The sequence below is a fragment of the Candidatus Methylomicrobium oryzae genome, from assembly GCF_016745425.1.
GTDB classification, from domain to species: Bacteria; Pseudomonadota; Gammaproteobacteria; order Methylococcales; family Methylomonadaceae; genus Methylomicrobium; species Methylomicrobium oryzae.
Window position 1 is genome coordinate 137752 of sequence record NZ_JAERVK010000005.1, and the last position, 26813, is coordinate 164564.

The window sequence follows — 26813 nt, forward strand, 5'->3', positions numbered from 1 at the left end:
CAGATTCATCCATCACTTTGGATTGAACCTGACACTGACAGTCTTTGTTCGGCCCAGACAGTGCCAAAACGTCGACCTTGATATAATCAGGTTCAGATTGTTGATGGAGTCAGCCGATGAAGCGTTTCATTGAAGGCGAATGCCGTACACAAACCATCTTACTGCCGGAAAGTATCGATGACTCTATGAACGATACCCATCCCGTGCGCATCGTGGATGTCTTTGTCGAGCAACTCGATCTGGGCAAACTCGGATTTGAAGGCGTAGAGCCCGCCATCACCGGACGTCCCGCTTATCACCCTGCGGTCCTGCTCAAGCTTTACATCGACGGCTACCTGAACCGCATTCAGTCCAGCCGGCGCCTGGAAAAAGAAGCGCAACGCAACGTCGAACTGATGTGGCTCGTAGGCCGGTTGACACCTGACTTCAAGACCATCGCACGTTTCCGTCGGGACAACGGTAAAGCCATACGCAACGTCTGCCGGCAGTTTATCGTGCTATGCCAGCATCTGGGGCTTTTCTCCGAAGCGCTGATGGCCATTGACGGCAGCAAATTCAAGGCGGTCAATCATCGGGAACGGAACTTCACCCATGCCAAACTGCAGCGGCGCATGGAAGAGATTGAAGCCAGCATTCAGCGCTACCTGACGGCCCTCGATACCGCCGACCGGCAAGAGCCTACGATAGCGCAAGCCAAAACGGAGCGACTGCAAGACAAGATTGCCGTCCTCAAGGAACAGATGAAATCGCTCCAGGACACCGAAGTCCAGCTCCATCAGATACCCGACAGACAGATTTCCCTGACGGATCCCGATGCTCGCTCGATGAAGACGAGAGGCGCAGGCATGGGGGGTATAACGTGCAGACCGCCGTCGAGACGAAGCATCACTTGATCGTGGCCCATGAGGTGACCAATGTCGGCATTGACGGGGACCAGTTGACGTCGATGGCCAGGCAGGCCCGCACCGCCATGGGTATTCAGGAGCTGACGGTGATTGCCGATCGAGGTTATTTCAAGAACGAAGAATTTCTAAAATGCCATGAAGCCGGTATCACGGTTATTATTCCTCGAATCGACACCTCAGAGGCCACGGCGAATGGACGCTCAAGAAAGCTGATATTATTTACGATGCCGAGGCCAACGAGTACCGGTGGTGCCCGGCGGGCCAACGTCTGATTTGGCGCTTGAGTACGGTTGAGCGTGGCCTGAAACTCCATCGCTACTGGAGCTCTTATTGTCCAGTGCCCTATCAAAACCTGCTGCACGCCTAGCGGACAGCGACGGGTTACACGTTGGGAACATGAAGACCTACTGGAAGCCATGCAAAGGCGTCTGGACCTGGCGCCCGACAGCATGCGCATCCGGCGCCAGACGGTGGAACATCAATTTGGCACGATCAAAGCCTGGATGGGTTCAACGCATTTTCTGACCCGGACACTGAAAAATGTCAGCACGGAAATGAGCATGCAGGTGCTGGCCTACAATATGAAGCGAGTCATCAATATCCTGGGCACTCCAGCCTTGCTTGAGGCTATCAGGGCCTGAAACCCTGCTTGTATCCTTACCTTAGCGGCTTTTATCCGCCTAGTTAGGTGGTACTGAAACAATTTTCGGAAATGCCCCCATTTTAGGCATTAAACCAAAATCCTGATGACTTCCCCCTGATGACTTTATCTTGCCCGGTTTGACAAGAAGGTTGAAAATTTTTAGGCGTTTTGACACGGTCTGGGCCATCAAGAGACAGACACAGATTTCCATTAAATGGCTGGTTAGCCTTTGATTGTGTTGAAAAAGTCGGTTTTTGCGAAAATTAGGCCGATTTGACCAATAGTGTTATCTGTAACTCTTTGTTTTTAAGGTAAACAAATTTAGCAGAAAACTGCTTTCTATCCAAAATAGACTTTTTCAACACAATCCCTTTAAAATCGGTCATTCAGATACCGCCAGTAATTGGTAGCCAAGCACCCACAGCGGACGGTCATATCGTTTTTTCTAATGTTTTATTGTTTTGGTGACGATGTAAGCCGCATAAAACGTAGTGTGTGGATTTTGAACATTAGACAGAAAAGTTTATTTTGTATAGTCACTGTAAGGAATCGTAATGAAAAACACACCTTACTGACATTGAGCGGGTCGGATTCTTTTAAATTACAAGAAAAAAGCAAACTTTACTGTTAAAATTGCCAATAAAAAATACATATTTTTAGGCAAAATATCACTGCATTTTAAAATCCTATAATTAAAGAGATAATGCAAGGAAAAAACATGATCTTGCCTTTTTTATAGTCGCTCAGTGTCAGAAATTAATGTTAATATAGAAATTTTAGGAGATATACGGAAACTGTAAAAAATGACATTTCGTGATTTGATCCTTTCCTATAAAGGTAAAAAATTTAGGCTTGAGTTATTTGAAGGTAGAGCCATTCTCAGGTTTGGCATACCCCAACTCAGTCCATATGAAGAAATTGTAGAAAAAGGCGATGATTTTATAATCATAGATTCGTCAGGGTGCTCAGATCCTATACTAAAACGTAGACATATTATTCCTTTGATATATTCAGATAGAACACAATTAAATAAGGAGTTTTTGCTGTAAAGCTTGTTTTTGGCATCCTAGCGCAAGTTAATTAAACATGTGTTTTTAATGCAAACGGAGATAGAAGATGAAAATAAAAGTTCCTTGTTTTAAGTGCGGCAAAACTGGATATGATGGCAGTTGGCCAGGTGCTAAATATTGTTCATCGTGCGGTATTCATTTGTGTTCATCGTGTGGAAGTTCATACACTCGGTGCCCAAAATGCAAAGGCTCACTGAAATAATTCTTCGTTCTAACGCAGGGGCGCATGTCTTTTACATAAGTATAAAAAACATTGAACAATTAATGGCATGATATTTTTACGATGCAATTTATTTTATTGGATTATTCAGACTTTTACATAAAGATGAGCGCAGGAAGATGAGTAACAACAAGAACTAAAAAATCTTCTAAGCCCATAAAAACAAAAGCAGTCATATGTCATTAACAATAGCGAGGTTTATATGGAAGATATCGTGAGATTGCTGATCCCTTTAGCTTTGCTGTTTGCTGTTATTAGTTACGGTTTTAGTATAATCTTGGGTAGGGATGCCTATAATCAGATGGTCGGCACACTGGCTGCAGACGTAGTCCGTGCCTTGTTTTTGTTGCCATTTAGGCTACTAGGCTGGTTTTTACGACTAATTAAATTAATACCTTAAATTATAAGAGGATACCATAATGCTAAATCCTGAATTTGCAATAAACCCCGAATCACGGTGCCCATGCGTCCTACTTTTAGATACATCAGGATCGATGGAAGGTTCTCCAATCAACGAATTAAATCAGGGGCTTCAAGAGTTTGCTAAAAGCTTAAAAGACGATTCGTTAGCGTCACTCAGAGTTGAGGTAGCAGTGGTAACGTTTGATAGTAATGTTACGATTGTTCAGGACTTTATCACTGCCAGTAACTTTCAAGCGCCAATTCTAACCGCACAAGGCGGTACAGACATGGCAGGAGGAATAAACAAAGCACTCGATCTTATTGAATTACGCAAGAAAGAATACAGGGGAAATGTAACTTATTATCGGCCTTGGGTATTTATGATTACAGACGGAGCTCCCAACCCTGGATGGGAACCTTCAGCACAACGAATAAAGAATGAAGAAAAAAACAAACAGGTAACCTTTTTCGCTGTAGGTGTTGAGGGTGCTGATATGGGAAAACTTAAAGATATTATTGTGCGCCCTCCCTTTCAATTACGTGGACTAAATTTTCAAGGACTCTTCGTATGGCTTTCAAGTAGCTTAGCAAGAGTTTCTCAGTCGCGTGTGGGAGAGCAAGTTGGGCTACAAGCACCTGGCAGCGATATTCTTGTTTAACTCTAAAAAAAGTTTTAGCAATCTTTTTGACGACTCAGTCAATGCTTTGGATTGCTAAATTAAATTATCTGTAAACGGTTGTTTGATATGACAGAGCTAGATGATAAAAACGGAGACCTTTGGCGAATAGTGGCTGCATCGTGTTGTGGAGTGAGCCACGAAAAACTAGATATACCGTGCCAAGATGCGAATTGTTGGGAGGTTAATCCCTCAGGTGTCTTAGTGTTCGCTGTTGCTGATGGAGCCGGCTCAGCCTCTCTCGCTGAAATCGGATCGGCTATCGCTACGCGCACCTCGGTTGAAATTGTGCGTTCTGAGCTAGACAGAATATTCCCAACTGATGATAAAGATTATGAAATGATCCTTGAAAAAGGTCTTGTATCGGCGCAAATAGCGATAGAGACTGAAGCTAAAATCCGGAGTGTCAATATTCAGGACATGGCGACTACGTTAATCTTAGTTATTGCTCTGTCTAATGTCATTGCGGCGATACAGATTGGAGATGGTGCAGTAGTTGCTGGTGATCAGTTGAATAATATTATTCCGATTACCTCCCCTAAACTTGGCGAATACATTAACGAAACTACCTTCATTACATCAGCTGGCGCTATAGAAACAGCGCAGTTTTCAGTCTGGCGAGGCGAAGTTGCTTATCTCGCAGCGTTCTCTGATGGTCTTCAGATGTTAGCTTTGGAAATGCCAGAAGGAATTCCTCATAGTCCCTTTTTTTCTCCCATATTTAGTTTCTTATCCGAAATGGATGATGTCGTAACTGGACAAAAAGAACTAGAGACATTTTTAAGCTCTGCTAGGGTTAGGGAGCGAACGGATGATGATCTGACCTTGTTGCTTGCAAAGCTCACAAATTAGGTTTATGAAACTGAGATGTCGATTAAATAAAACATTCGTTATTCTGGGTTCTAAACTAGGAGGCGGAGGAGAAGCGAATGTTTATGAGTTAGTTAATCGCCATGAACCGTTAGTCGCTAAGATTTATCATAAGTTTCCTAATAAGGAGCTAGTAGACAAACTTTTGGCTATGCTTGTCACTCCGCCTGATGATCCAATGTCTGGCAAAGGACATGCATCTATTGCTTGGCCAGTAGATTTATTGGAAGATCCGGGAACCGGTCAAGTTATGGGTTTTCTCATGCCGCGAGTGAGAGATATGCATCGCATCGTCGATTTCTATAATCCGACACTTCGTCTTCAACAATGTCCGTTATTTGACTATGGTTACTTACATCACACTGCTAGAAATCTAGCGTCTGCTGTGCGCGCTCTGCACGCCCGTAGTTACGTAATTGGAGATGTGAATGAGTCTAATATTCTGGCATCAAAAACTACGTTAATAACACTTATAGATACAGACTCATTTCAGGTTCACGATCCAGGAAGTAGAACTCTTTACCGTTGCAGAGTTGGTACGCCAGAGTACACACCACCTGAGCTACAAGGAAAGTCATTCGCACAAATTGATCGATCTTTTGAACATGATTTTTTCGGCTTGGGAGTGGTGATATTCAGACTTCTAATGCAAGGAGTACATCCGTTTGTAGGTGTTTATATCGGTAATAACAGTGACCCTTCGACGACTACTGAGGCGCTCATAAAAGCAGGTCACTTTCCATATTCAACGGGCCGCTTCGTTCCTTATAAGCCTGGATTTAATGCACCATCTTTTGATGTTTTGCATCCGAGACTCCAGCAACTTTTTATAAGATGTTTCGAGGACGGTCACTCTACGCCTTCGATGCGCCCAGACGCTAAAGCTTGGCAGGATGCCTTGGAAGAAGCAGAACAATCTTTAATTACTTGTTCTCTTAATAAACAGCACAAGCATGGAAAACACTTAACCAAGTGTCCATGGTGTGAGCGTGCGCGGGCACTAAACGGACATGATCTTTTCCCGTCCGAACAAGTTGTAAAAGCAGGTCAGCACCTAAAGTCGGCTAATGTTAAACAAACACCGTTGAAACCTCCAGGGCAACCATTTGGAAATGTCCCCCATGTAATCCAACCAAATCCAGGTTACGCAAATCCCGTTAGACAACCCAGACTAGGGGGGCAATCACAATCAAAACCAATATATTGGCTACCAGTATTGCTATTATTAGTGTATTTCGTTTTTCATTTAGAAGTTGATCAGAAATCTAACCCCGTTGAATCTACAACAAAAGCGCAATCTCAGTATTTAACTAACAATCAGATAGATTTTTTTGATAGGAATTCAAATAAATCAGAAAGATCATATATATCAGTGACGCCGCAACCTCAACAATTGAAAACATTGTCAGAATCCGAAAAAAGGCAAGTTATTGCTGATAAAGTTCATCATAATCAGCAGTCTGGTCTGGTAGACGATATCATCACTAAAGAAACCATTGCATTATCTGGCAGCTTGACAAGCGTGGATGCAAAAACGGTGGGTTCTGGTGGCTTCTGGGGGTTCAGTTTTGAGGCGGTGGACGACAAGGCGCACTATGGTTTCGGATGCAATGACTACAATGAACTATATTTTCGTATTGATGGTAACGATGTGAATTGGACAACCGGTACTAAGGCGATGAGAACGCATCCGAATCGCGTCACATTGTATTTTCGTTCGCAGGATTGGGACTTTGTTCAAAGGTGCTCCAGAGGGTCTCGCTGCGATGGAAGCGCTTGCCCACTTGCGATAGTTGTTGAACCCTATACGAATGCACAAAACACTGTACCAAACTCTCCATTAGCTGATGTTTTTGGGAGCCGGAGCTTAAACGTTGAACCTAAAGTGGCGTCGAAGGGAGTTACACGTACCTCACCAACCATAGCTAAGAGAGAAGAGTGGAAACCTAAAACGAGTATTTTTGCGCCACCGTCCCGAGATGATCTATAAACTCGAGAAACCAATGTTATTAAACAAAAACGCTTTCTATATATTATTAATTATTACTATAGTTACATCTGGTTGTACTTGGAATATTCCTCTTGTGGTTGATCCAACTAAGGATATGTATCAATCTCAGCTTGGTAGAAAAAAAATGCCTATTAAGGTTGGTATGTACTTAAGTGATGACCTTAAACAATACGTTTACAAACAACAAAAAATGGGTATGACCTTTCAAATGCGAGCAGGAGAGTATTTGCCTCTAATCAGCATGAAAATGGCTTCTACCATGTTTGACGGTGTTATATTGGTTAACTCACTCCCACCATATAATGATAGCTATAGACCAGATGTTGAAGCGGTAATTAGACCAGAAATCCTTTTTTGCTATGGCAATGCCATAGGAACTTTTTCAGGGTATATAGAGGCAAAAGTGAAATTGCGCATTACTGCCTATGACTTAGATGGCAACACTGTATGGCAAGATGAAGCAACAGCGGAAAGTAGAAGTAATGATATGTTTTTCGCAAACAGTTATGAAGAAATAGGTACAGCAGGATATCAGGCTGGTTTTTCTGCCACTACTAATATTGTAAATAATTTCTATGCCAAGCCACCACAAGAGCTTTTTTCACTCCTTGAAATTAAAAAGGCAGAAAATTTAAGAAATCAGGGGACTTTGCCTGATTTTGAACTTTTTAAAGAACTCTATGAAAAGGGGCTGTTTCAATACGATAAAAAAAACTATCATCAGTCGTTATATTTATTCGAAAAGGCATCAATCATAGACCCTGATGAACCAGCGGCATTATTTCCTATGGGAGCAAGTTATATTCACATAGGTGAGAAGGATAGGGCTTTAAAAAAGTTTGAAGATGTCATTGCGAAGAAACCTTCCAAACAAGAAGTCAATGATTCTAAGAAATATATTCAATTGTTAAATGCCCCTTTAAAGATTGGTATTATTAGTGGTAATAAATCTAATAAGTCTACATTAAATGATGTGCTAATTCATGATGCCTTAATACATAGTGGGATGTATGAAATTATAGATATCGCTGAGTTAGTGCCGACAAATAACCTTATGACACCGCAATTCTTTGCTAGGTGTTATAAAAAAGGTGTCAAAATAATTATTTTGCACGATGTTGATAGTTTTTCTCAGAAAGCTCAATCAAGTAACTATAGCGGTGGAGACGTTGCAACAGATCATATTGTTAAAATTTCGGCAAAAATCTATTCAACAAAGAAAATGAATTTAAAAACTGAAGTACAGATAAACGAAAGAACAAGCACTATCCAAGGACAAACAGTGGAAGAGGAAATGAATACAAGACAACAGCTATTGCAAAATGGTGCTAAAAAACTGGTCTTGCAGTTATTAAAGAACGATATTTTGTAATCAAAAATAACTTTTGTTGTTTGTGTACTTTTAGTCGCTGATTGACATTAGGACTTTACTTTTTATGCTCATTGCTCATAGAAAAAGGTGCAGGGTAAGCCTTTACTTTTTCCATTTGATTTTTTTCCCAACGGCTACTTTTGGACGACGGATCTACTTGGCACCCAAGAATCGACTGTCCGCTTTGAGTGGGTCTGTTATTGCCATTTTCGGAAATCTGGCTTGACTGAGCGCTGAGGATCGAACTCTGCCTGACAATGTTAAATTTCAAGCCAATTTTTGAAGTCGCCAGTTCAAATCCAGAGTTTTACAGCTTTTTACAGGTATTGGCAACTGAGTTTAAACGATGTACCATAGGCAGCATTGAGTTCTATTGGAGGCCCATCATGCCCTCATTCTCATCTCATTCAAGCCATACCAGACTATCCCCCCGTCCTCAACCAGCTGACTCGGTAAAAGCTAACTTTGCCGGCCAGCATAGCACTGTTAATTGCCAGACATGTAACCGGACCATGGTACCTCGGGTGATCAGTTATTATGGCCAGCCGTTACGGTCCATTTGTCCTTTCTGTGGCACGACCTTCAGCAAGTTTCCTAGCGGGCTACAGCGATTGATGCACCGGTTTCAAACACGCCGCTTGTCGTTTACCCTTTTTAAAGGGATGACACTTCTCGCGTTATGCTTTGGCATGCTTTGGTGGGTCAGTGATTGGGCAAAGCTACCCGTAAACTTAAGTCTTTTCATGGTATTCGGAGCCATTGGTTTTGGTCTGTTGGCCTTGGCTGAACTGTTTGTGCAAGGCGTGGAACACCTCGCAGCCAGACTGTCTCACGAGAGCAATTATTATTGGGCGGCATTCGTCCTAATCATCATGGTCATCGCTCATCAACGCGATGATTTGATTCAGTATCTGTTGCTTTTTTCCATTCTCCTTTTGGTACGCTGGGTGATTGTAGGTACTGTAAGGGCCCTAAGTGGATGCAAGTCGCATTAAATTAGGGGTTAATCGCTCACCCGTCCGCGTGCCCGGTTGAAGTTATCAATCTGATCGATCAGATCGTTTCGATTCTGCCCAGCCGCACTGCGTAGCAACTTCGCGATGTTGTTGCCATCGATGTCGCCTTCTTCCTCAAGCAGTTTTTGTTTTGCCTGCCCTAAGCTGCCATTGTCTTCACCGCCGACGGCAATTCCGGCAAAAGCCTCGAACATGGCGGCGCGATAATAGGCTTGTTGGGTCGGAGTGAGTCTGTCGGCCACTTCATTGACTCGGTGATCGGCCCAGGTTTTCGATGCCTCGGAGAATCCAGGATACGATTGCGATGCGGCAAATTTAAGTGCCTCCCAATGATCTTCACCATTCGAAAGCGCCTCTTGAAAACTGCCGGTAAATTGTTTGATGGCCTTGCTTCCCACCGAACCAACGGCTTCAATATTTTTTGCAGTATTATAAACACTGCCACCCAACATATTGTAAGACCACTCCGCAGCAGATGGCGTATTGTTGGCAGCGGTTGCAATCGCGGTTCTGAAATGTTCGGCTTTGCGTTGCCTCATCTCGGCAACCCCCGCACTCGTCTGTTGATCCAAACGCTCGAGGTTCTGCTGATGATCGGCCGTAATCGATTTCTGGCCCGTCGCCATCCGGCCATGTGTCCCGTGGATCTGGCTCTGTGCCTGGTGGGTAGCGGCTTCAGCTTCGGGTCGAGGATCGGCAAGGTCTGCGTGCTCAACCCGCGTTTGGGCGGCCCCCATGACGGGGGCCTGGGGTTTCAGGTTCTCGTTTTTCCCTGGATTCCAGTCAGCCTCCGATGTTGGCGCATGAAACGCATCGCCCAGTAACTGGTAACCCGCGATTTCCGCGCTCCGCGACTGCTGACTATCCAGGGTTCGATAGCTGGGGGAGGAAAAACCGGTTAACAAGGACATGCCTGCCGCAGCATAGGCCTGATCGCTATTGGACAGCCAACCGGCCGCTTTCCATTGCGAAGCCAATCGTTGCGCATCACCGCGGAGGCCATACTGATCCAGCGTTTGATCCAGTCGTTCCATCAATGCACCGTCACTGGCCAGTCGCAAACCGGTCTCCGCAGCGCCAAAGCTGGCCAAGGCTCCGAAGCGTTGCCCGGCCGAGACCGTTCGTTGATAGGTTTCCGACGCGGAAACGGCATCGGTTGCACTGTGTTGTAGCGACGATAATGATTGATTTTGCAAGCCCATCGAGGCCACGTTACGGGTGCCGGATTGTGCGTCCAGGGCTAAACTTTTCGCAAGCCCGGCCTGATAACCCTGGCTGTCCGTCACCGTTTGCGCTATGTCCGCGGCGATCGAATCGGATTTGTCCTGGCCGACTTTAAAATCGTTCTGTAACCGCCCTGAAATGGCGGCGCCCAAGGCCTCTTCGGACAATTTGGTACCGGCATTCGCGCTGCCGGCCACCAATGCCGAGAAGTGATCCGCTGAAATGCCCGTATCGCTATGCTTCTTGGCAAACGATTCACCGTACTGCCGGTTATAGGCATCGGTATGGCTGGAACTGCTAACGATCTGCTGTCCCAGGGAATGGCTGTCAAACGCATCGCTGGTGATACTGTGGGTTTTTGAAGCCGTCGCAGACACATTGTGCATGAAGCTGCTCGTGGCTTGTTCGGATGCCTGGGAGGCGGACGCCACGGCCGCGTTCAGGTCTCGTCCGGCGGAAAAGGTCGGCAAGACTTTGTCGCTTCCGCTCATAGTGACCGCCGACAGGGGGCTGTACTGATGCAGGGGTTGTGCGTTCAATAGCGGCCCAGGACTGACTACATCCGGGGAGGCGATTTTCTCATTGACGTAATCTCCGCCGTCCATCCGTCCCAGAAAATGCGTGGCGGTCACTGCGCCGCGGTAAATCAGCATCAAGGTGATCGCCGGTGTCGAGGCCGCCAACATCCCGCCGATCGACAGCCATTGCTGTAATTCCATATCGAGCTGGTAAATGCCCATCATCGACGGCAGATTGTAGTTGGCTGAGGTCAACGCCGCCATTTTGCCGGCTGCCGACATATTGATGAACAAATTCACCACCGCAAGAATCGGCATCCATAACTGGATCCAGAGCAGCATGGAAAAGTAACCGATGTTCATCCGCAATCCCACGCTGCCGAATAGCACCACGAACGCCATGATCGGCGCAATCGCATAGCTCAGGCCTTCGATAAACGCCATCATCGGCCGGACAATCCGGGAAAACAAGGTCTGTTCCGCTGCCCACTGGGTATTGCGTTGCTGGATGGCCTGCTCGATCATTGAGGCTTTGGTCCAGTGCATCGCATCCTCATGTCGGCCGATGACGCCTTTTTCGAACATCGGCATAATCGCCGACATCAACATATAATCGGCCGCATTAATGACACCGGGGCCGGCCAGGGCATCAAAGGCCTCCTGAATTTTCGGCACGGTATCGCTCGCTGCGGCGACGCCCAAGGTTTGCTGCAACAGATTTTCCAGGGAGGTAGGGAAGGCGCCATTCGCGACCACGCCCAAATCCGTCCAGGCATCGGTACAGGTTTTGGTTTGCGGCTGGCCACCGACATAGATTTCGGTCATGTAAATGTCGGAGTCGAACCGAAGCGCATTGAGGGGATCGGCATCGCGTAAAATGGCATCGACCGATTTCAGATTCAAATCCACGCCGGTCAGGGTGCATTCCCGGACGTAATTGGCAAAGGAGGTTTCCATGTCGCTGCCGGCATTGGGAGCGTTGGCGGCGCCCAAGCCGACCCGGGAGAGCAGGTTCCTGCGAACCGCGGTCAGGGTTTGCAAACTATCGGCAAAACCATGGCCGGTCATCGAGGGCAGGGCAAAGGCCTGTTCGAACAGGCGAGTCGACCGATAACCCATATTCGACATCACGCTGCCGACGACGGCCGGTCCCAACGGTACATGATCGACCACGACCACACTGCCGGTATAGGCATCTTCAATCGCGACCTTGACGGAGGGCGCGTACAGCATCAGCCACAAGACATACGCCAAAAATAGGTCCTGATAGCGAACACCTCGACCATCCCATTGCAGTAAAGCTCGCAGCATGATGATGATTACGCCGATCAAGCCACCCACACCGGCGGCGGTGCGGTAATCCCCGGTGCCGGAAATCATCGCGACCGCATTCAACACGGCTTGCAGGTAGGCTGAATCGCCGACGGAGAAGATTTCGAACATAGAGACCTGATTGGAAAGGGCTGATGAACGGGAATGGCTAAGGATTCGGCCACGCCGGCGCGGAAGCCGGAAGCTGAGCCACACTGCCGTATTGGCGCGGTTTGACGGTATTCATCAGTTGCTGGTAAAACGCCATCAGGGTTTGCGGGTTACCATAACGACCGGCGATGGTGACATATTCGTCCTGGATCTGTTCGCGGGCGTCCTTCATGGCATCCATCAGCAGCTTGGCATAGGCATGATCGTTGATCTGGGCGGCCGCCTGCACCGCAGTCAGTAAATCGTTGACGATCAACTGCGCCAGTTCCAAGGCGATCACCGGCGCGGCTTCTTCGGCCCAGAGCTTGGCTATGCCGGCATCTTCACGGGCCAGATTGTGGATCATGCCGCCGATGGCATCCGGCACGGTCTGCATGAAAGCCTGTTCGGCGGCGGTGATTTGGCCCTGGTTGGTCGAGAATTTAACGATCAGGCCATTGCCGTTACTGGCCGAGCCCAGCAGGATCTCCATCACCCGTTGTTTGAGGCCGACCAGATTGACGCTTTGAACCACCGGTTTCAGGCACTGATCGGCGCCATGGCCATCCGAGCAGCTATACAATTTGACGGTTTGATAACTGTTGCCGGCATCGCTGCCGTAGATCAGGTCCTTGATGCGAAGAAGGGGCGGCGGCGCACTCACCGGCGTGTTTTCGCCCTTGCCGTCGGGAGCGGCTTGGGGAGCATCAACAATGACGGTGCCGGAAATGCTCATCGCCGCCTCCAACAGGCTATTGCCGCCAAAGCGGAACCAGGCGCCGGCATTCTGATTGATCAATGCGCGCCAGACCAGATTGCCCTGGATTTTTTGCGCCATGTCATTGGGCGCGTTTTGTTTGACCTGCTGTACCGGATCGCCCAGCGTACTGGTATTGGTCCAACTGGAAAAGACATCGCTGATGCCCTGGGTGAATGAGACATTGGACAGATTGGTTTTGCTCTGCAGATCGAACGCCTTGACGGTATCGTTGACCATGCCCTGCGCCAGGCGACAGGAGTTGCTGAACATCTGGTTCAGCTCCTGGATTTTCTTTTGCAGATCGGTCATCACCGAAGCGCACCACGGACACATGGCCCCGATCGCCAGTTGAAATGCATAGCCGGCGGCATTGGCGGCGATATTCCGCAGCAGTTGCACGAACTGGTTGTAATTGATGAAGCTAAAGCTGCCGGCGAACAGATCGATTCCCCCACAGCCGGCGCTGAACGAAGGCGGCACGAAAGACACCAGATTGGTGTTGGTAATGCCGTTACGAGCCACCAGACTGCCGCCGGTAATCACGCCCCGGCGTTGCCCGAGATGCGCCGTCGGCGCGGTGTAATTGGTCATCGTGCCGAACATGCTGTCCATTTCCTGCTGCAAATCGGCATCAGCGGGCACCGAACTCAGTGTCAGCAGAAGAAACAATAGGGCGCGTTTATCCATCGGGCTGATCATGGGGCTCTCCCGTCTTGAGCACTGTGTTGCAGCGCTTGAATCAATGACAGCGGGTCTTGCAGGGTAGCTGAGCTGATGCTTTCCGAAGTAGGTAGTAGCCGTGGTGTGGAACGGATACCCTGAATGGTTTCGTACTGTGTCGCATCCAGCCAACCCGATTCCTTGGCTGCCAGCAGGATGCGGCTGGTCAGTTCCTCCAATGACAACGCGCCCTGCGAGAGCGGCACGATTTGCCGTGGTGGCTTCATCAGGAAGAGGGCAGGCGTTTGTTCAACGCCGAGCATGGCGGCTTGGCCATGGTCGAGCTTGAAACTTCCGAACAGGCCATTCGGCATCGGCCGGCCATCCAGTGAGACCGGATAGATTTTAAAGCCGTAAGCCTTTTCCAGCATGTTCAGAACCGGTGCCTGCACATGGCAATAAGGGCAATCGGAACGAAAGAAAAATAAAATCCCGGCTTGGTCTGCGATGGCTTTCAAAGCGCGATCCGCCATGACACTGGCCTGATGATTGGCTTCATTGGCGGCATAGGTCGCAACCGGACGCCGGACGGTTTCATCCAGCTGGGGATTGGACATCACCACATAGCGGGCCGTGTTGGTAAACCGTTCGGCTTTGTCCATCATCACCCGTTGCAGGTAATAAAACGCCGCGACGTTTTCATGCGTCGGCTCATCGATTGCCTTGTTGAGATAAGTTTCCATGTTTTTGCGCAGCCAGGCCGAGGTGAAGGGTTCTGGTTCCGCCGGGGTATTCGGCTTTGACGGTGGCTCAGCGGTCATAGCGGGCAAACTCGGAGCCGGTTGGGGCGGTTCGGGTTTGCGTTTTAACACCGGTTCCGGCTGGACTTCGTACCAGAACCAGCCGCGCTGTTTGTCCGTGAAATACGAAACGCCGGGCTCATCGATATCGGTGCCCCAGGCAGCATACACCTGGGACAGCAGGGTCAACACGATCAATAAGACAGAGTTTCGGTTCATAGCCGAATTTTCTATCAGGCTACTCCCAACCAACCTGCAAAAGATTCCTGAAAGCGTCATGTTTTGCAGTGGAAAGGTGGACAACATGAACGGGGCTTCCGTAAAAGATCGCATCCTGATTGATTTATTGCGGAGAGCTGATTGGAACCTCTCCTAAAATCACGATTTAGACCTGGCGTCTCTACTGGGGATGGCGAGGTTAAATTCCTATGAAATGAGGGATTGCGATGCCAATAATTCATGCCGAATGGATGGCCAGATTCCAAATAGGGATGGGTGACCGAATAGGTCTCATAGGGATTACCCGATCAATAATTCGCTTTTTTGACCCTCAAAATCCCTAATGGCATAGGGATTAGATCTTCACAAAACCGATAGACATGAAAGTCGTTTGGGTTGTTGGATGAACGCCGGAAACGACATCGTTGGGCCCTTCAATCCCCTAGGGATTTCAGGCCTAAATTCCTGTAGTTAAGTATTTGGGATCTTGAATGAGTAACGAACAAGCCAATATGAACCCATCCGTGCTGTCGGAAGAAGACGTGCTCGGCTGGATCGAGGCGAAAGTGGATCAGCTTTACGCAGAGGCCAAGGTGTTGGTCGATGATTATTGGCGGCGCTTGAAAGCGGAGCAAAACCGGCATGCGAGATCGGAAAAGGCCCGAATCGGGGTGCGTATTCGCCGGCGGGAAACTTGCCTGTCTTTCAGTATCGAGTGGTTTCGGATGGCGATGATTCGCCAGCAGGGCCAAACCAAACCCATCGCCCACTATCTCAAAAAAGGGCCGGGTTATCATTACCCCATGGGTCGTCTCCTGCAAGGGGAACCCGAATGGGAGGCGGTGCTGATTGAAGAGCTGGAAACCGAATTTGCCGACATTCGTAAGCAGATCGATTTGCTGGGGAAGATTCGGGATGCGCTACAGGGCTATCGCAAGGCCATACGATGAGGCTTCGATAGGCCTACGGATAAAATCCTTGATCGAAAATACCCTGGCTCTCCTAAACCTAAACGTTACTTTCCCTACCTTCCGGATGCCTACACCAACGCAACCTGTAGCCCTGCACGGCTAGCTCAGATCCCGGCTTCGCGTGCTTCCAGAATCATACGACTGACGGAAACGCCATCCAAGACCAGGGGTTGCGCCTTGCGCCGCTTCCAGGAAGGCAAATCGGGTACGACCGGAACGATGTCGGCGATGGGTTTCCCGTTGCGCAGCACGCGCACCGTTTCGCCCGACTCGACAAGATCAAAATACTGCTTGGCGTGGTTACGCACGTCTGTAAGCGTAGCTTGTTTCATAGCCATCTCAGGATGTGCAAAATGAAGTACATCCTATAGGTGCATTATCGCTGCCGTCAAACGGAATAGCTTAACCCATAGTCACCCGGCCGCGTCTATTTCTTGTCTGACATGCCGGGAGTGGCCCGTATGGGCCTGTCCACTCTATAGGTTCCTCTTGACTCTCAATCTGCCGTCACTTCTTGAGCTGGGAGAGCGCCGCGGAGGTCGTGCCGTCGATCCGATGGGAAAACCGTACAGAGTTATCCACAGCCGTTCTGCCTTATTATTTAGATTAAATAAAGATTATAAAAAGATTAGCATGAGAGTTTTGGGCGTCTTCAAAATGTCTGTAAGCCACGCCAGGCAGGGGCTGCAGAGATTTTCAAAAATGGGATTGGCGTCGGTCAAATGCCGTGTCAGACGTCAGTCGAATGCCGTGCTTTGTGTCGGCCCAATGCCGTGGGGTGTCAGCCGAATGCCGTTATCCCGTCAGCCGAATGCCGTGCCTCTATCAGTCGAATGCCGTGTCAGCGTCGGTCTAATGCCGTGTCCTCCGGTCATAGACTGGCTCAAAAGTGCGTCAGTCGTATGCCGTGCTTTTTCATCCCTGCTGTTTGCTGATGAGGTGGCGTTGCTGGCTCGGAGTCGGGTTCTTTTTGATCTTGACCGCATCCTCGACAATCGAAAAACTTTCGATCGCGCCAATGACGACCAGGGCTTCCAGGGCTTTACGCAATCTCAGCTTGAAGTCCCGAAGGTGGGTTGTGCTGCTGCCGCTCAAACGATGGAGCGTGTCGATCTTCAGCGGATAAGGCGCAGCATGGGAAGACAAAAATCCGTGCAGCCACAGTGCTAGCGGCTGTTTACGCAATTTGTGCCGCTGCTCGAATTGAATGTGGGTATAGCCGTCTTCAAACAGGCGCAGCATGGATTCGGTCAGTTCGACAATGTAGCGTTGAGTCGTCTCGTCCCGGTAATACCGTAGAAAGCCTTTTTCGCCGAAACTATCGCGGCCCTGGAAGGTGATCTCGACAAAAGCTCCGCCCAAGCGGGCCATCGATTCTTTCAGCCACTCGTGCTGACTTTTGCCGGTGCCTTTGCCGAGTGCGGTCAGCAGGGCATGGGCACTGAAGGTGACGCTGAATCCCGGCAACTGCTGGCGGGACAGATGCACGATTTGCATCCAGACATCCAGATCCGACTGGATCAGCTGTATGCCCAGAAACCGGACTTCGATACCGTCAACCGACGCCAGCAAGGTACGTTTTTTATAGGCAATGCGTTCTTTGCCCTGGATGCCGGCAAACAAGGCACTGCGTAAACAGGCATTGGGGGTGCCTCGCATCGTTGTCGGCCAACTGGGAATCGCCGTCAACGGTTCGACAACGCGCAGCTGAGCATTTTTGCGCTTGACCAATTGTTCGAAGCGGGCGGAAAGATCGTTGGGGTTGATGGGGGCCGAGTGTTGACCGTTCGTTTCTGATGGGCTTGCGGGGATACAACTGTTTTCCATGATCGCCTCACTTCAACAGGCTCTTAGGGTTACAGCCTTGTTTCAGAATAGTCTTAGGAACCGGTGTGAGGTCGATGAGGGCGTGGTCTTCCGCTGTCATGTCGAGTTGGTGATGACAATACTTCTGCCAGGCGCGCTCGATGGCTTCGTTGTCATTTGGGTTTGAAAGCGTAACGGCTTTATTGTCGCTGCCATGTTTAAATGACGATAAGTCTGAGCCGGATGACGAAACCGAAATGGGGTTATCGACCTGCCGGACCACATGTTCGATCGACGCCGACCGTAATGCCGCGCCACCCAGTTCACCGCCTTGCCAGGCATGATCGAGGCGCCAGGGCAGTTCAGATGGATCATTGGGTAACAGCGACGCGATCACAGCCTCGCTCACCTCTGCCGATGGGGCATGATGAGCGCAACCCGTGCTCAATAGTGAGTTTATGAGGAGGAAGGAGGGCAGGGATTTCGATTTCATGGTGGCTCCGGGGTGATTTAAAAAGTCACCACCGTAGAAGTAATCAACAGTTGCGATAACGTAAAAGATTGGGCTTTTCGGCATCTTTTGTCAGGCACGCGGCCCTGATGTTTGCCACGATGAATCGTTATGGGAAAAATTAACACTGACTTCATCAGCCGCCTGGGGAACCGTCTGTTTGGCCAACGTCCGGCGTTATCCACCGTTCAGACGCCACCGCCCGAAGAGGAGATTCCACGCTACCCGCCGTTCATGAAAGGGCTGCCGGCGGCGCCGGTCGAGCGCATCCTGTCAAGCCAGGTCGAATTGATCAAAGCGATCGAACATGCGCTATCCTTGCCGGATGATCTGTATCAGACCATCGCCGAACCCGTCATTGCGCGTTATGCGGCCTTCAGCCATCTGTTGCCGGCTTCAGAGTCGCACCATCATCGGGGCGCCGGTGGTCTGTTCCGGCATGGCTTGGAGGTGGCGCATTGGGCAACGCAGGCAGCGCAAGGCTGTTTGTTTGCCACCCAGGCCACGCCGCGCGAACGCAAAGAGCAAGAGCTGCGTTGGCGCCTGGCGGTGTGTTTTGCGGGCTTGCTGCATGACATCGGTAAACCGGTTTCCGATATCGCGGTCGTCGACAGAGAGGGCGAGCATCTCTGGAATCCCTGCGAGGAAAATCTGACCGACTGGGCATCCCAACATGGTATCGACCGTTATTTTTTGCGTTGGCGGGAAAACCGTCATAAGCGCCATGAACAGTTCTCCGCCCTGGTGATCGAGCGGGTGCTCACCCGGGCTTCGAGGACTTATCTGTTGGCGCCAGGCCCCGACATCATGCAGGCGATGCTGGAAGCCATTCACGGCCTGGACCGCGGTGCGAAATTATATGAACTGGTCATGGCGGCGGATCGGAAGAGCGTCGAGCGTGACCTGAAAGTGCATTACCACACCGTCGATTCGGCGATGGGGATGCCGGTTGAAAAATACCTGTTCGATGCCATGCGGCGCTTGATCAAGTCGGGACACTGGCTCGCCAATGAAAAGGGCGCGCGCCTCTGGCGGTTTAAGGAGGGCATTCATATTGTCTGGCGGACAGGCGCTCAGGACATCGTCGAACTGCTCGCCAAAGACAAAGTCCCCGGCATTCCGCGCGACGAAGACACCTTGGCCGATATTTTAATCGAGCGGGGCCTTGCAGTACCAAAAACCTTGCCTGATGGCCGGCATTACCGGTACTGGCGCATGCAGCCTCAGGGACTGGATGTGGTCTTGTATATGTTGCGTCTGGCTTCAACGGAATTGATTTATAGCAATGAGCCGCCGGTTGCCATCGAAGGGATCGAGGTCGAGGAAGACCTCCAGGCAACCGTTAAAGCCGAGTCGGGACAAGACAAAACAGGAGGGCAGGAGGTTCAGCCGAATGCACCGATGACCCCATCTTTGGTGACTGATGGCACGCTGGCCACGTCGGCTATGGGGATCAATCAAGCGCAGAATGACATGATTGTCAGCAGCCAGGAAGCTGCAACGGTGCCTGATCAACGGATCCTTCCGGAATTCCAAGATCAGTTGAATAAGGATGAAATGAGTGACACGCCGTTAAATCCGCCTGCCGGGGCTGAATCGATAAACACTGCCATGGCCATGTCTCAACCTGCCGTACAACCCATCGAAAAGGCCGGCACATCGAAAAAATTAAAACGTTCTATCACTCCACTCAGTCTCGAGGCAAGCAACGAACAACCAGTGATCCCTCCGTCCAAAATCGACAGTGTCGATGCAGCCAGAAATTGGCTACATACTCATGGTTTGGCTGGAGAATGGCTCATTCAACTGGCTGATAAAATTAACCAGGGAGATTTACAGTTAGGTATCGATCTATTGGAGGCTCAGAACAAGTGGTTATTGCCGTTTCCGGACACGGCGCAAAAACTCCATGTCGAGCAAAACCTTTTTATCAAGACCCTGAATGAGAAAGGCTGGCTGGTGACCGATGTTCTTTCTCCCATGCGTAAGGTACAGGTGATCAATCAGGTTCGGGGGGTACTGTTGGCCCAGGAACCCAGTGGCTTTCTGAAACAGCTCATTCAGGTACCCGGTTCGCTAGCCGTTGCCATGGAACAAGCTCCGAGAATTGCTGAACAAACACCTGTTAAGGACAAAAAGGTTAAACCTTTGCCAATCAGGTCTGAAAAGCCCGGGAAGCGGCTTGACCCCAATAAAGCTTCGATTGCAGATAATCCGGTGCCTGCAGAAACTCGGGCGTCCAAAGTGCACCCCGTAAAACCGGCGCCAACCAAAGCCGAGGAATTTTCCCAGCCCAAACAGCAATCTGATCCTGAGTCATCCATTACCCAAAAGCCATCGAAACCAAAGTCCGCTGTCGATACCGTTTCGACCAAGCCCTTCGTGACGAAGGTGGCCCACAGTACGCCATCTGGCAGTCAAGCGGTCATGGCCTTGATCGACCAATTGAGAAAAACCAGGCAGGTTTCAAATGCAGGTCCTGTTAACAAAGATTGGTGCCTTGTTGAGGAGTCTGACCTCGTTCAATGTCTGCAACAGCATCCCGGACTCAAGCGCAGCACCTTGTTACGCGAAATGGCCAGCCACCCGGATTGTCGAATCGAGGATGGTGGCATCAAAGTCAGAGTCGGTCCATGAAGTCCGATTACGATTATCAGTTTCCCTGGCGGCCTCTCTTCGAAGTCATTTCGATTGCCGGCTGGCTCGGCGGTGCCATCATGGCCTTTTGGGTCAACCGTTGGTCGGGATTGCCGCGTGAGCCTTTCGACTGGCTGATGGGGGTGTGCGGCGTCATGATGTTGTGGCGATCGCCGCCCGCCATGAGTCTCTGGGTTCGCAAAAGACGCCTTCGACAATTCCGGTTTCAGTATCTGGAAGCCGACAAGCTCAAGCGGTTTGTGAAACGCCATCCGGATGAGTTATGGTTCGGCTGGGGTTTTGATTGGGTGCAAAGCCATGCCCAGCTCGCTTACGAAATTCTCAAACGCGATGTATCCACGCTCATTCCGACCGATCATCAACGCATGGGCTCCGCCTGGATTCATGGGCTTGAAATATCGGAAACGGATGTCCGCCAACCGCTTCCACATACGGCCGGCCATACCTTGATCGTCGGCACCACCGGCGCCGGTAAGACGCGGGCGTTTGATCTACTGGTGACCCAGGCGGTGCTGCGCGGTGAAGCGGTGATCATCATCGATCCCAAAGGCGACAAGGATCTGATGGCATCGGCCAAACGGGCCTGTCAATTGGCACGGCGTCCCGATCGCTTCGTCTATTTCCATCCGGCCTTCCCGGAAGACAGCGTGCGCCTGGATCCTCTGCACAATTTCAACCGCCCTTCGGAAATTGCCAGCCGCATTACCGCCATTTCCCCAGGCGAGACGACCAATGACCCTTTCAAGGCATTTGGCCAGAAGTCCCTGGATAACGTGATCCAAGGGCTCATGGTGATCGAGGAAAGACCGACCTTAGCAAAGCTGCGCCGTTATCTGGAAGGCGGTCCCTCCACCCTGGTCATTCAGGCGTTGGAACGCTATTACGACACCTGTTTAGGCGATTGGCGGCGGGAGGCCAGACCCTATTTGAAAGCAGCCAAAGACATCGACTCCAAAGCCGCCGGCCTGGTGCGCTTTTATCGGGAGGTTGTACAGCATCAGGCGGCCAATCTGGATCTGGAAGGCTTGTTATCGTTATTCGAACACGATCGCACCCATTTCAGCAAGATGGTAGCCTCCTTGATCCCGATCATGAATATGCTGACGTCGGGTCCCTTGGGACCTTTACTTTCGCCCAATCCGAATGATGTGGATGATCTTCGTCCCATCACCAATACCGGCCATATCATCGAAAAAGCCCAAGTCGCCTATATCGGTCTGGATTCGCTGTCGGATGGTTTGGTCGGCAGCACGATCGGTTCGATTCTGCTGGCCGATCTTGCCGCGGTTGCAGGCGATCGCTATAACTACGGCGTCTCAGAAAGACCTGTGAATGTGTTTGTCGATGAAGCCGCCGAAGTCATCAACGATCCGTTCATTCAAGTCTTGAACAAAGGCCGCGGTGCCAAGATACGGCTGTTCATTGCCACCCAGACGTTTGCCGACTTTGCGGCGCGTACGGGATCCCAGGATAAAGCCCGGCAGGTCCTCGGCAACGTCAATAACCTGATTGCCCTACGTATCATGGATAGCGAAACCCAGCAGTATATTACCGACAATCTGCCCAAAACCCGGTTGAAGTACATCATGCGCACCCAGGGCGTCGCCACCAGCGCGACCAATCCCAGCGTATTTTCCGGCAATGTCGGCGAACGTTTGATGGAAGAGGAGGGCGATTTGTTTGCGCCGCAGTTGTTGGGGCAACTCCCTGATCTGCATTACATCGCTAAATTATCCGGCGGACGGATCGTTAAAGGCCGACTGCCGGTGCTGCGTTCAGCCCTTGATATCGGCAAGGATTGAACGTGCAGCGTAATTTACTGCTCAGTTTGATGATCTGGCTACTGGAAATCATTCTGGTGGCCTGCCTGGTCTCGGATCGTTGGACCAGGGAGATTCAAACGGCCGAGGACCAAATGCTGATCGCCTATATCGGCGTCGAGAAAGAGGCGGAAATCCGCTGGACCAGCCAACAAGGGTTTGATCGGTTATTTGTTAGAACCGGAATTCGGGAGACTGTCTACCGCTACTTCATTCCGACCGAGCGCGAACGGCAGCTATCGAAAGGCTTTGAAGATGTCGGCCGCCGGGATTTCTTTCCCTTTATCCAAAGCCGGCTGGATGTGCTTTGGGAGACGGTGTATCAGATGATCAAACGGTTGATCATGGCGTGGGTGTGGTGGCCGTTATTGGCAGTCACCCTCGTGCCCTTTGCGATCGACGGTCTAATTCGCCGAAAAATCAGCCAGACTAATTTCGATTATCCCAGTCCCATGGCGCATCGCTACAGTCTTTATGGAATGCTGGGCGCTGTCTATCTGTTGTTCATGGGCTTAACACTGCCGTTTCCGGTGCCACCGCAAACAGTCCCGGTCGGCATCTTTATCGTGGCGGCTGCCTTGAATGTGTTTCTGGCTAATACCCAGAAGCGGGTTTAACGATTTTTTCCATAGCATTACAACGCAGTGAGCCAGGAAAACATGGAGATTAGGATGACATTCGATTCAAGCGCTTTAGCTTTACCTCCAGAAATCTTGAATTTCACTGCAACGTTCTTCAACGAGACAAATGAGTTAAAAAATACTTCCTATAACTCATAAGTTTACTTATGATGAGTTATAAGAAGAGGGTGTATAACTCATGATCTGGAACTGGCAACAATCCGATTGGCCTCATTTTAGCTACGACAAATCCCGGATTGAGGAAAGCGAAAGGCGTTTGCTGCTGGGCGCCGGCCTAAGGTTCGGCGCTTTTATACACCTTGGCGAAGAGGACAAGCGGCAATTAACCATTGAGCTGATCAGCAATGAAGCGCTGAAAACCTCCGAGATTGAAGGGGAAACTCTTAACCGCGACAGCCTTCAGTCCTCTATTCGCCGCCAATTTGGATTGCTGTCCGATCATCGCAAAATCTCCCCGGCCGAACAAGGCATAGCGGAATTGATGGTTTCTTTGTATCGGGGGTTTGCTGCGTCTCTTTCCCATACCATGCTATTCGAATGGCATCAAATGCTGGCGAATGGTCGCCGTGCCCTACATGACATCGGTCGCTACCGGACTCACCCGGAGCCGATGCAAATCTTGTCCGGCGCTGTGTATGCGCCAAAAGTGCATTTTGAAGCCCCTCCATCCTCTGAAATGCTGCCGCAGATGGATCGGTTCATTGCCTGGTTTAACGATACAGCACCTGAGGGAAAAAGCCCGTTGCCGGCTTTATTGCGCGCCGGCATGGCCCATCTCTACTTTGTCTGCATTCATCCCTTCGAGGATGGCAATGGCCGGATCGGACGGGCGCTTGCCGAAAAAGCGCTGGCCCAATGTTTGGGTCAACCGACCCTGATTGCCCTTGCCTGCACCATCGAACGCAACAAAAAGGCCTATTACGAAGCGCTTGAGCGCGCCAATCGACACAACGAAATTACCGGTTGGCTGATCTATTTCGCGGATCGGGTGCTTACCGCCCAAGCCTATACCCAAAGCTGGATCGAGTTTTTGATCAAAAAAACCAAATTGTATGATCGGCTACGGGGCCAATTGAATGCGCGTCAGGAAAAAGCGTTGGCCAGGATGTTCCGAGAAGGACCGGAAGGCTTCACGGGTGGGCTCAGTGCCGAAAAATACATCAACATCACCGGTGCAACCAGAGCCACCGCGACACGAGATTTGCAGGACTTGGTCGGCAAGGGCGCGTTGTCAAGGACGGGGGAAAGGAAGCATACTCGCTATCATCTCTACCTTGACGCCGTCGTTTAAATCTTGATCAATTCGCAATCCCCATAGACCTAAGCAATCATTAAAATTGCTCGAAAGCAGCCGGTGCAATTATCCTCAGTAAGGCGTTCCGTCCTTGTGGGTGAAGTGCCATTTCCCGTCCTTGAGATCTGCTTGAATATCATCGTCCGGGTACGCACCCTGATCTCCGGGAGTTCTATCGCCGATCTCGAGGTAGACGACGACTTCGGAAGTGTCGTTTATCAAGTGGTGTGCATTATCCGTTCCGGCCTTAAAGCCAGCGCACATGCCCGGAGCGAGTTGAGTATTGCCCTCGTTAGTTCGCAGCGTCGGATAGCCGCTGAGGATGTAGATGAACTCGTCCTGTTTGGTGTGACTATGGCGAAGGGCAGAGACCGCTTGCGGGGCGAGACGGGTTAAATTGACGCCAAAGTTAGTTAGACCGAAGAGATCGCCAAGTTGCCGCTTTTCTCTCCCCTTCATTCGCGAGGCAAATGGTTCAGGATAATTCGAGGGCTTGGTGCGAGGCGGCACTTCGGCCGCCTGCACCGCGATGGGGGGCTTAGGATTGTTCATGGGCTGTACTTTGTGGGGAGGGGGAGGTTCATGGCTCGTAGTGCGCCTGAGCGCGGAAGACCAGGCCGGCTTCATTGAAGTGGAAAACCTCGGCCACACGTTTGCCGGTGGCGCCCACGTAGTGAATCACGACGCTGTTGACTCCAATCCGGTGATTGTCAATATAGTAGTCGCGACTGCCTGCTTGCCTTGAAGCCGACCTTCCGGATTGCCGGTCACTTGGATGATAACCGGCGAGGACATTTCGAAGTCATCGGTGTAGTGAGACAGGATGCGCGGTAGGTCATGCGCATTCCAGGCATCGAGCCAGTTCTTGGTAAAGTGTTCTGCGAGTTCTCTGTTCATTGGATAGGGGGCTTGTTGTGGTCTGTACTTGGCGTTCGCGTTAACCGGCGAACAAAAAGTGGCGCACACGCCCCCTTTTTGCAAGTCAGCGTTGAACGCGTTATTTTGCATCCAAAAAATCTCTGCGCGGCGGAGTGAATATATCCAATACTTCTCCTGCCTCCAATATTTCAATGTTGTGCGGCACGTTGGCGGGGATAGTGTACGAATCTCCCGGACCAATTTCTTGGTCATACCCAGAAAATTTTATTCGGTATTTCCCAGCCAGAACGAATCCACTCTGTTCATTTGGGTGATCGTGTAGGGGCACCCTATCGCCAAGCTTGTAAACCATTTTGGTAATCATGGAGTCATGGCCATGTGACAAAACCAAGAAGGAAACTCCGTAGTTTGTTTTCCTTACTCCATCTTTAGTACTGACAATCATATTTTCCTTCTTGGTGAACATGCCGTTCGCCAGTTGCTATAAGTATGTTGTAATGGGGTTGTGATATTGTCTAAATTCACGAGATTCCACTCGCCGCCATTGCGGTACAAGCGCTTTCTTTTGTTTGGATAATTACAAATTCGGTTTGCCTCCATGCGCATTTGAAGTAACGTTTAACCCGACAATCAAAAACTCGACTTCGTGTTCAGCTTTTGGGCAATGTTCGACACCTTTAGGCACAATGAACATGTCATCCTCGTAGAGTTCGATATTACGATCTCTCAACTGGATTGTCAGATGTCCCTTGTAGAGTATGAATAGCTCATCTTGGTCGTCGTGCTTATGCCACTTGGTTTCACCAATACCTTTTGCAACCTTAAATACCTGACCGTTTGCTTCGCCGATAATTGTTTGCGACCAGTGTTCAGTCACTGATACCAGCACCTGACGAATATTGACTTTATCCACCGTACTAAACTCCCGTGATGAAACTGGGTTGTGATACATAACGTTCGCCATAACCGGCAGTGTAAAGCGGCGCATGTTTTTCGCGCCGCTTTACACTGTCCGAGTTGATGGCATTGTTGGACGAAGCCGCTAACGCGGAGAAAGCGGGCTTAGTCGAAGCCAAAAGAGTGTAGCCATAATTATGATTGTAACAGCACAAACGAATTGACTCGATTCAAGCATTAATTTGCATCTTGTTTAAACCAGGGCTGCGAGGTACACTTCATTACATGGAAATCACACACAAATGCCAAATATACAACATGTTGATTTTCTTACAAAGTCATCTCAAAAAAGATATTTTCTAATTATCTCAAATACCATAGGCTGTCAAGCCTTATTTTTAGTCCATACATTCCAGTTTTTTTACCATCGCTTAGTAGGGCCGGGCTTGTCCAACAAACGGTTCAGATTGTGGTTCGCTTCGCTCACTCAATCTAACGTTATTCGTTA

General features: G+C 49.9%; 20 protein-coding genes and 1 pseudogene. 11 read left to right on the forward strand and 10 right to left on the reverse strand.

What is annotated here, in order from left to right; genetic code table 11:
• The first annotated feature begins 116 nt into the window (after positions 1-116).
• The 6 genes and pseudogenes from JJL52_RS07215 (at position 117) to JJL52_RS21290 (ending at position 9165) form a co-directional block, all read left to right on the forward strand.
• A pseudogene (locus JJL52_RS07215) lies at positions 117-1546 on the forward strand (IS1182 family transposase).
• Between the two features lie 1711 nt (positions 1547-3257).
• Positions 3258-3899 carry a vWA domain-containing protein gene (locus JJL52_RS07220; protein ID WP_202051726.1) on the forward strand — a complete coding sequence of 214 codons (642 nt, stop codon included), beginning with the start codon at positions 3258-3260 and terminating at the stop codon, positions 3897-3899.
• Between the two features lie 87 nt (positions 3900-3986).
• Entirely contained in the window at positions 3987-4769 is a 783-nt protein-coding gene (locus tag JJL52_RS07225) for a PP2C family serine/threonine-protein phosphatase (RefSeq protein ID WP_202051727.1), read from the forward strand.
• 4 nt (positions 4770-4773) lie between these two features.
• Complete coding sequence (locus JJL52_RS07230) at positions 4774-6777, forward strand: helix-hairpin-helix domain-containing protein (RefSeq protein ID WP_202051728.1); 2004 nt, start codon at positions 4774-4776, stop codon at positions 6775-6777.
• A 13-nt stretch (positions 6778-6790) separates the two neighbouring features.
• Positions 6791-8170 carry a tetratricopeptide repeat protein gene (locus JJL52_RS07235; protein ID WP_202051729.1) on the forward strand — a complete coding sequence of 460 codons (1380 nt, stop codon included), beginning with the start codon at positions 6791-6793 and terminating at the stop codon, positions 8168-8170.
• A 662-nt stretch (positions 8171-8832) separates the two neighbouring features.
• Positions 8833-9165: a hypothetical protein gene (locus JJL52_RS21290; protein ID WP_236994115.1), complete on the forward strand. Its 333-nt coding sequence runs from the start codon at positions 8833-8835 to the stop codon at positions 9163-9165.
• 8 nt (positions 9166-9173) lie between these two features.
• Here the strand turns inward: JJL52_RS21290 and JJL52_RS07245 are convergent, their stop codons facing one another.
• The 3 genes from JJL52_RS07245 to JJL52_RS07255 are packed head-to-tail and all read right to left on the reverse strand — an operon-like array spanning position 9174 to position 14915.
• The gene (locus tag JJL52_RS07245; RefSeq protein WP_202051730.1) at positions 9174-12371 is read right to left on the reverse strand and encodes a conjugal transfer protein TraG N-terminal domain-containing protein; all 3198 of its coding nucleotides are present in this window, start codon (positions 12369-12371) and stop codon (positions 9174-9176) included.
• A gap of 37 nt (positions 12372-12408) precedes the next feature.
• On the reverse strand, positions 12409-13848 hold the full coding sequence (locus tag JJL52_RS07250) for a conjugal transfer protein TraH (protein ID WP_202051731.1): 1440 nt from the start codon (positions 13846-13848) through the stop codon (positions 12409-12411).
• Complete coding sequence (locus JJL52_RS07255) at positions 13845-14915, reverse strand: conjugal transfer protein TraF (RefSeq protein WP_236994116.1); 1071 nt, start codon at positions 14913-14915, stop codon at positions 13845-13847. The genes JJL52_RS07250 and JJL52_RS07255 overlap by 4 nt, the downstream gene beginning before the upstream one ends.
• A gap of 404 nt (positions 14916-15319) precedes the next feature.
• Between JJL52_RS07255 and mobI the strand changes: the two genes are divergently transcribed.
• Positions 15320-15778, forward strand: coding sequence for a conjugative transfer protein MobI(A/C) (gene mobI, locus JJL52_RS07260; protein ID WP_202051732.1), 459 nt, complete (start codon positions 15320-15322; stop codon positions 15776-15778).
• A gap of 125 nt (positions 15779-15903) precedes the next feature.
• Here the strand turns inward: mobI and JJL52_RS07265 are convergent, their stop codons facing one another.
• The 3 genes from JJL52_RS07265 to JJL52_RS07275 all read right to left on the reverse strand — a co-directional run bounded on the left by JJL52_RS07265 (position 15904) and on the right by JJL52_RS07275 (position 18098).
• Positions 15904-16131 carry a type II toxin-antitoxin system Phd/YefM family antitoxin gene (locus JJL52_RS07265; protein ID WP_202051733.1) on the reverse strand — a complete coding sequence of 76 codons (228 nt, stop codon included), beginning with the start codon at positions 16129-16131 and terminating at the stop codon, positions 15904-15906.
• Between the two features lie 583 nt (positions 16132-16714).
• Positions 16715-17626: a plasmid replication initiator TrfA gene (gene trfA / locus JJL52_RS07270; protein ID WP_236994117.1), complete on the reverse strand. Its 912-nt coding sequence runs from the start codon at positions 17624-17626 to the stop codon at positions 16715-16717.
• Positions 17627-17633: 7 nt separating this feature from the next.
• On the reverse strand, positions 17634-18098 hold the full coding sequence (locus JJL52_RS07275; RefSeq protein ID WP_202051734.1) for a hypothetical protein: 465 nt from the start codon (positions 18096-18098) through the stop codon (positions 17634-17636).
• Between the two features lie 129 nt (positions 18099-18227).
• On the opposite strand from JJL52_RS07275, the gene mobH reads away from it, so the two are divergent.
• The 4 genes from mobH (at position 18228) to JJL52_RS07295 (ending at position 24526) form a co-directional block, all read left to right on the forward strand.
• The gene (gene mobH, locus JJL52_RS07280) at positions 18228-20753 is read left to right on the forward strand and encodes a MobH family relaxase (protein ID WP_202051735.1); all 2526 of its coding nucleotides are present in this window, start codon (positions 18228-18230) and stop codon (positions 20751-20753) included.
• Entirely contained in the window at positions 20750-22576 is a 1827-nt protein-coding gene (gene traD, locus JJL52_RS07285) for a conjugative transfer system coupling protein TraD (RefSeq protein ID WP_202051736.1), read from the forward strand. Before mobH ends, traD begins: the two co-directional genes overlap by 4 nt.
• Before the next feature lie 2 nt (positions 22577-22578).
• Positions 22579-23211, forward strand: coding sequence for an IncC plasmid conjugative DNA transfer DtrJ family protein (locus JJL52_RS07290; protein ID WP_202051737.1), 633 nt, complete (start codon positions 22579-22581; stop codon positions 23209-23211).
• A 202-nt stretch (positions 23212-23413) separates the two neighbouring features.
• Positions 23414-24526, forward strand: a complete 1113-nt coding sequence (locus JJL52_RS07295) for a Fic family protein (RefSeq protein ID WP_202051738.1) — start codon at positions 23414-23416, stop codon at positions 24524-24526.
• 75 nt (positions 24527-24601) lie between these two features.
• Here the strand turns inward: JJL52_RS07295 and JJL52_RS07300 are convergent, their stop codons facing one another.
• From JJL52_RS07300 to JJL52_RS07315, 4 genes are all read right to left on the reverse strand, one after another.
• On the reverse strand, positions 24602-25081 hold the full coding sequence (locus JJL52_RS07300; RefSeq protein WP_202051739.1) for a cupin domain-containing protein: 480 nt from the start codon (positions 25079-25081) through the stop codon (positions 24602-24604).
• Between the two features lie 126 nt (positions 25082-25207).
• On the reverse strand, positions 25208-25426 hold the full coding sequence (locus JJL52_RS07305) for a nuclear transport factor 2 family protein (protein WP_202051740.1): 219 nt from the start codon (positions 25424-25426) through the stop codon (positions 25208-25210).
• Between the two features lie 100 nt (positions 25427-25526).
• Positions 25527-25874: a cupin domain-containing protein gene (locus JJL52_RS07310; RefSeq protein WP_202051741.1), complete on the reverse strand. Its 348-nt coding sequence runs from the start codon at positions 25872-25874 to the stop codon at positions 25527-25529.
• 111 nt (positions 25875-25985) lie between these two features.
• Entirely contained in the window at positions 25986-26396 is a 411-nt protein-coding gene (locus JJL52_RS07315; protein WP_202051742.1) for a cupin domain-containing protein, read from the reverse strand.
• Between the last annotated feature and the right edge of the window lie 417 nt (positions 26397-26813).

What these genes read in the sequence shown, in the direction of transcription:
- JJL52_RS07220 (WP_202051726.1), top strand. Translation starts at nt 3,258, where the DNA reads ATGCTAAATCCTGAATTTGCAATAAACCCCGAATCACGGTGCCCATGC.
- JJL52_RS07225 (WP_202051727.1), top strand. Translation starts at nt 3,987, where the DNA reads ATGACAGAGCTAGATGATAAAAACGGAGACCTTTGGCGAATAGTGGCT.
- JJL52_RS07230 (WP_202051728.1), top strand. Translation starts at nt 4,774, where the DNA reads ATGAAACTGAGATGTCGATTAAATAAAACATTCGTTATTCTGGGTTCT.
- JJL52_RS07235 (WP_202051729.1), top strand. Translation starts at nt 6,791, where the DNA reads ATGTTATTAAACAAAAACGCTTTCTATATATTATTAATTATTACTATA.
- JJL52_RS21290 (WP_236994115.1), top strand. Translation starts at nt 8,833, where the DNA reads ATGACACTTCTCGCGTTATGCTTTGGCATGCTTTGGTGGGTCAGTGAT.
- JJL52_RS07245 (WP_202051730.1), bottom strand. Translation starts at nt 12,371, where the DNA reads ATGTTCGAAATCTTCTCCGTCGGCGATTCAGCCTACCTGCAAGCCGTG.
- JJL52_RS07250 (WP_202051731.1), bottom strand. Translation starts at nt 13,848, where the DNA reads ATGATCAGCCCGATGGATAAACGCGCCCTATTGTTTCTTCTGCTGACA.
- JJL52_RS07255 (WP_236994116.1), bottom strand. Translation starts at nt 14,915, where the DNA reads ATGTTGTCCACCTTTCCACTGCAAAACATGACGCTTTCAGGAATCTTT.
- mobI (WP_202051732.1), top strand. Translation starts at nt 15,320, where the DNA reads ATGAGTAACGAACAAGCCAATATGAACCCATCCGTGCTGTCGGAAGAA.
- JJL52_RS07265 (WP_202051733.1), bottom strand. Translation starts at nt 16,131, where the DNA reads ATGAAACAAGCTACGCTTACAGACGTGCGTAACCACGCCAAGCAGTAT.
- trfA (WP_236994117.1), bottom strand. Translation starts at nt 17,626, where the DNA reads ATGGAAAACAGTTGTATCCCCGCAAGCCCATCAGAAACGAACGGTCAA.
- JJL52_RS07275 (WP_202051734.1), bottom strand. Translation starts at nt 18,098, where the DNA reads ATGAAATCGAAATCCCTGCCCTCCTTCCTCCTCATAAACTCACTATTG.
- mobH (WP_202051735.1), top strand. Translation starts at nt 18,228, where the DNA reads ATGGGAAAAATTAACACTGACTTCATCAGCCGCCTGGGGAACCGTCTG.
- traD (WP_202051736.1), top strand. Translation starts at nt 20,750, where the DNA reads ATGAAGTCCGATTACGATTATCAGTTTCCCTGGCGGCCTCTCTTCGAA.
- JJL52_RS07295 (WP_202051738.1), top strand. Translation starts at nt 23,414, where the DNA reads ATGATCTGGAACTGGCAACAATCCGATTGGCCTCATTTTAGCTACGAC.
- JJL52_RS07300 (WP_202051739.1), bottom strand. Translation starts at nt 25,081, where the DNA reads ATGAACAATCCTAAGCCCCCCATCGCGGTGCAGGCGGCCGAAGTGCCG.
- JJL52_RS07305 (WP_202051740.1), bottom strand. Translation starts at nt 25,426, where the DNA reads ATGAACAGAGAACTCGCAGAACACTTTACCAAGAACTGGCTCGATGCC.
- JJL52_RS07310 (WP_202051741.1), bottom strand. Translation starts at nt 25,874, where the DNA reads ATGTTCACCAAGAAGGAAAATATGATTGTCAGTACTAAAGATGGAGTA.
- JJL52_RS07315 (WP_202051742.1), bottom strand. Translation starts at nt 26,396, where the DNA reads ATGCGCCGCTTTACACTGCCGGTTATGGCGAACGTTATGTATCACAAC.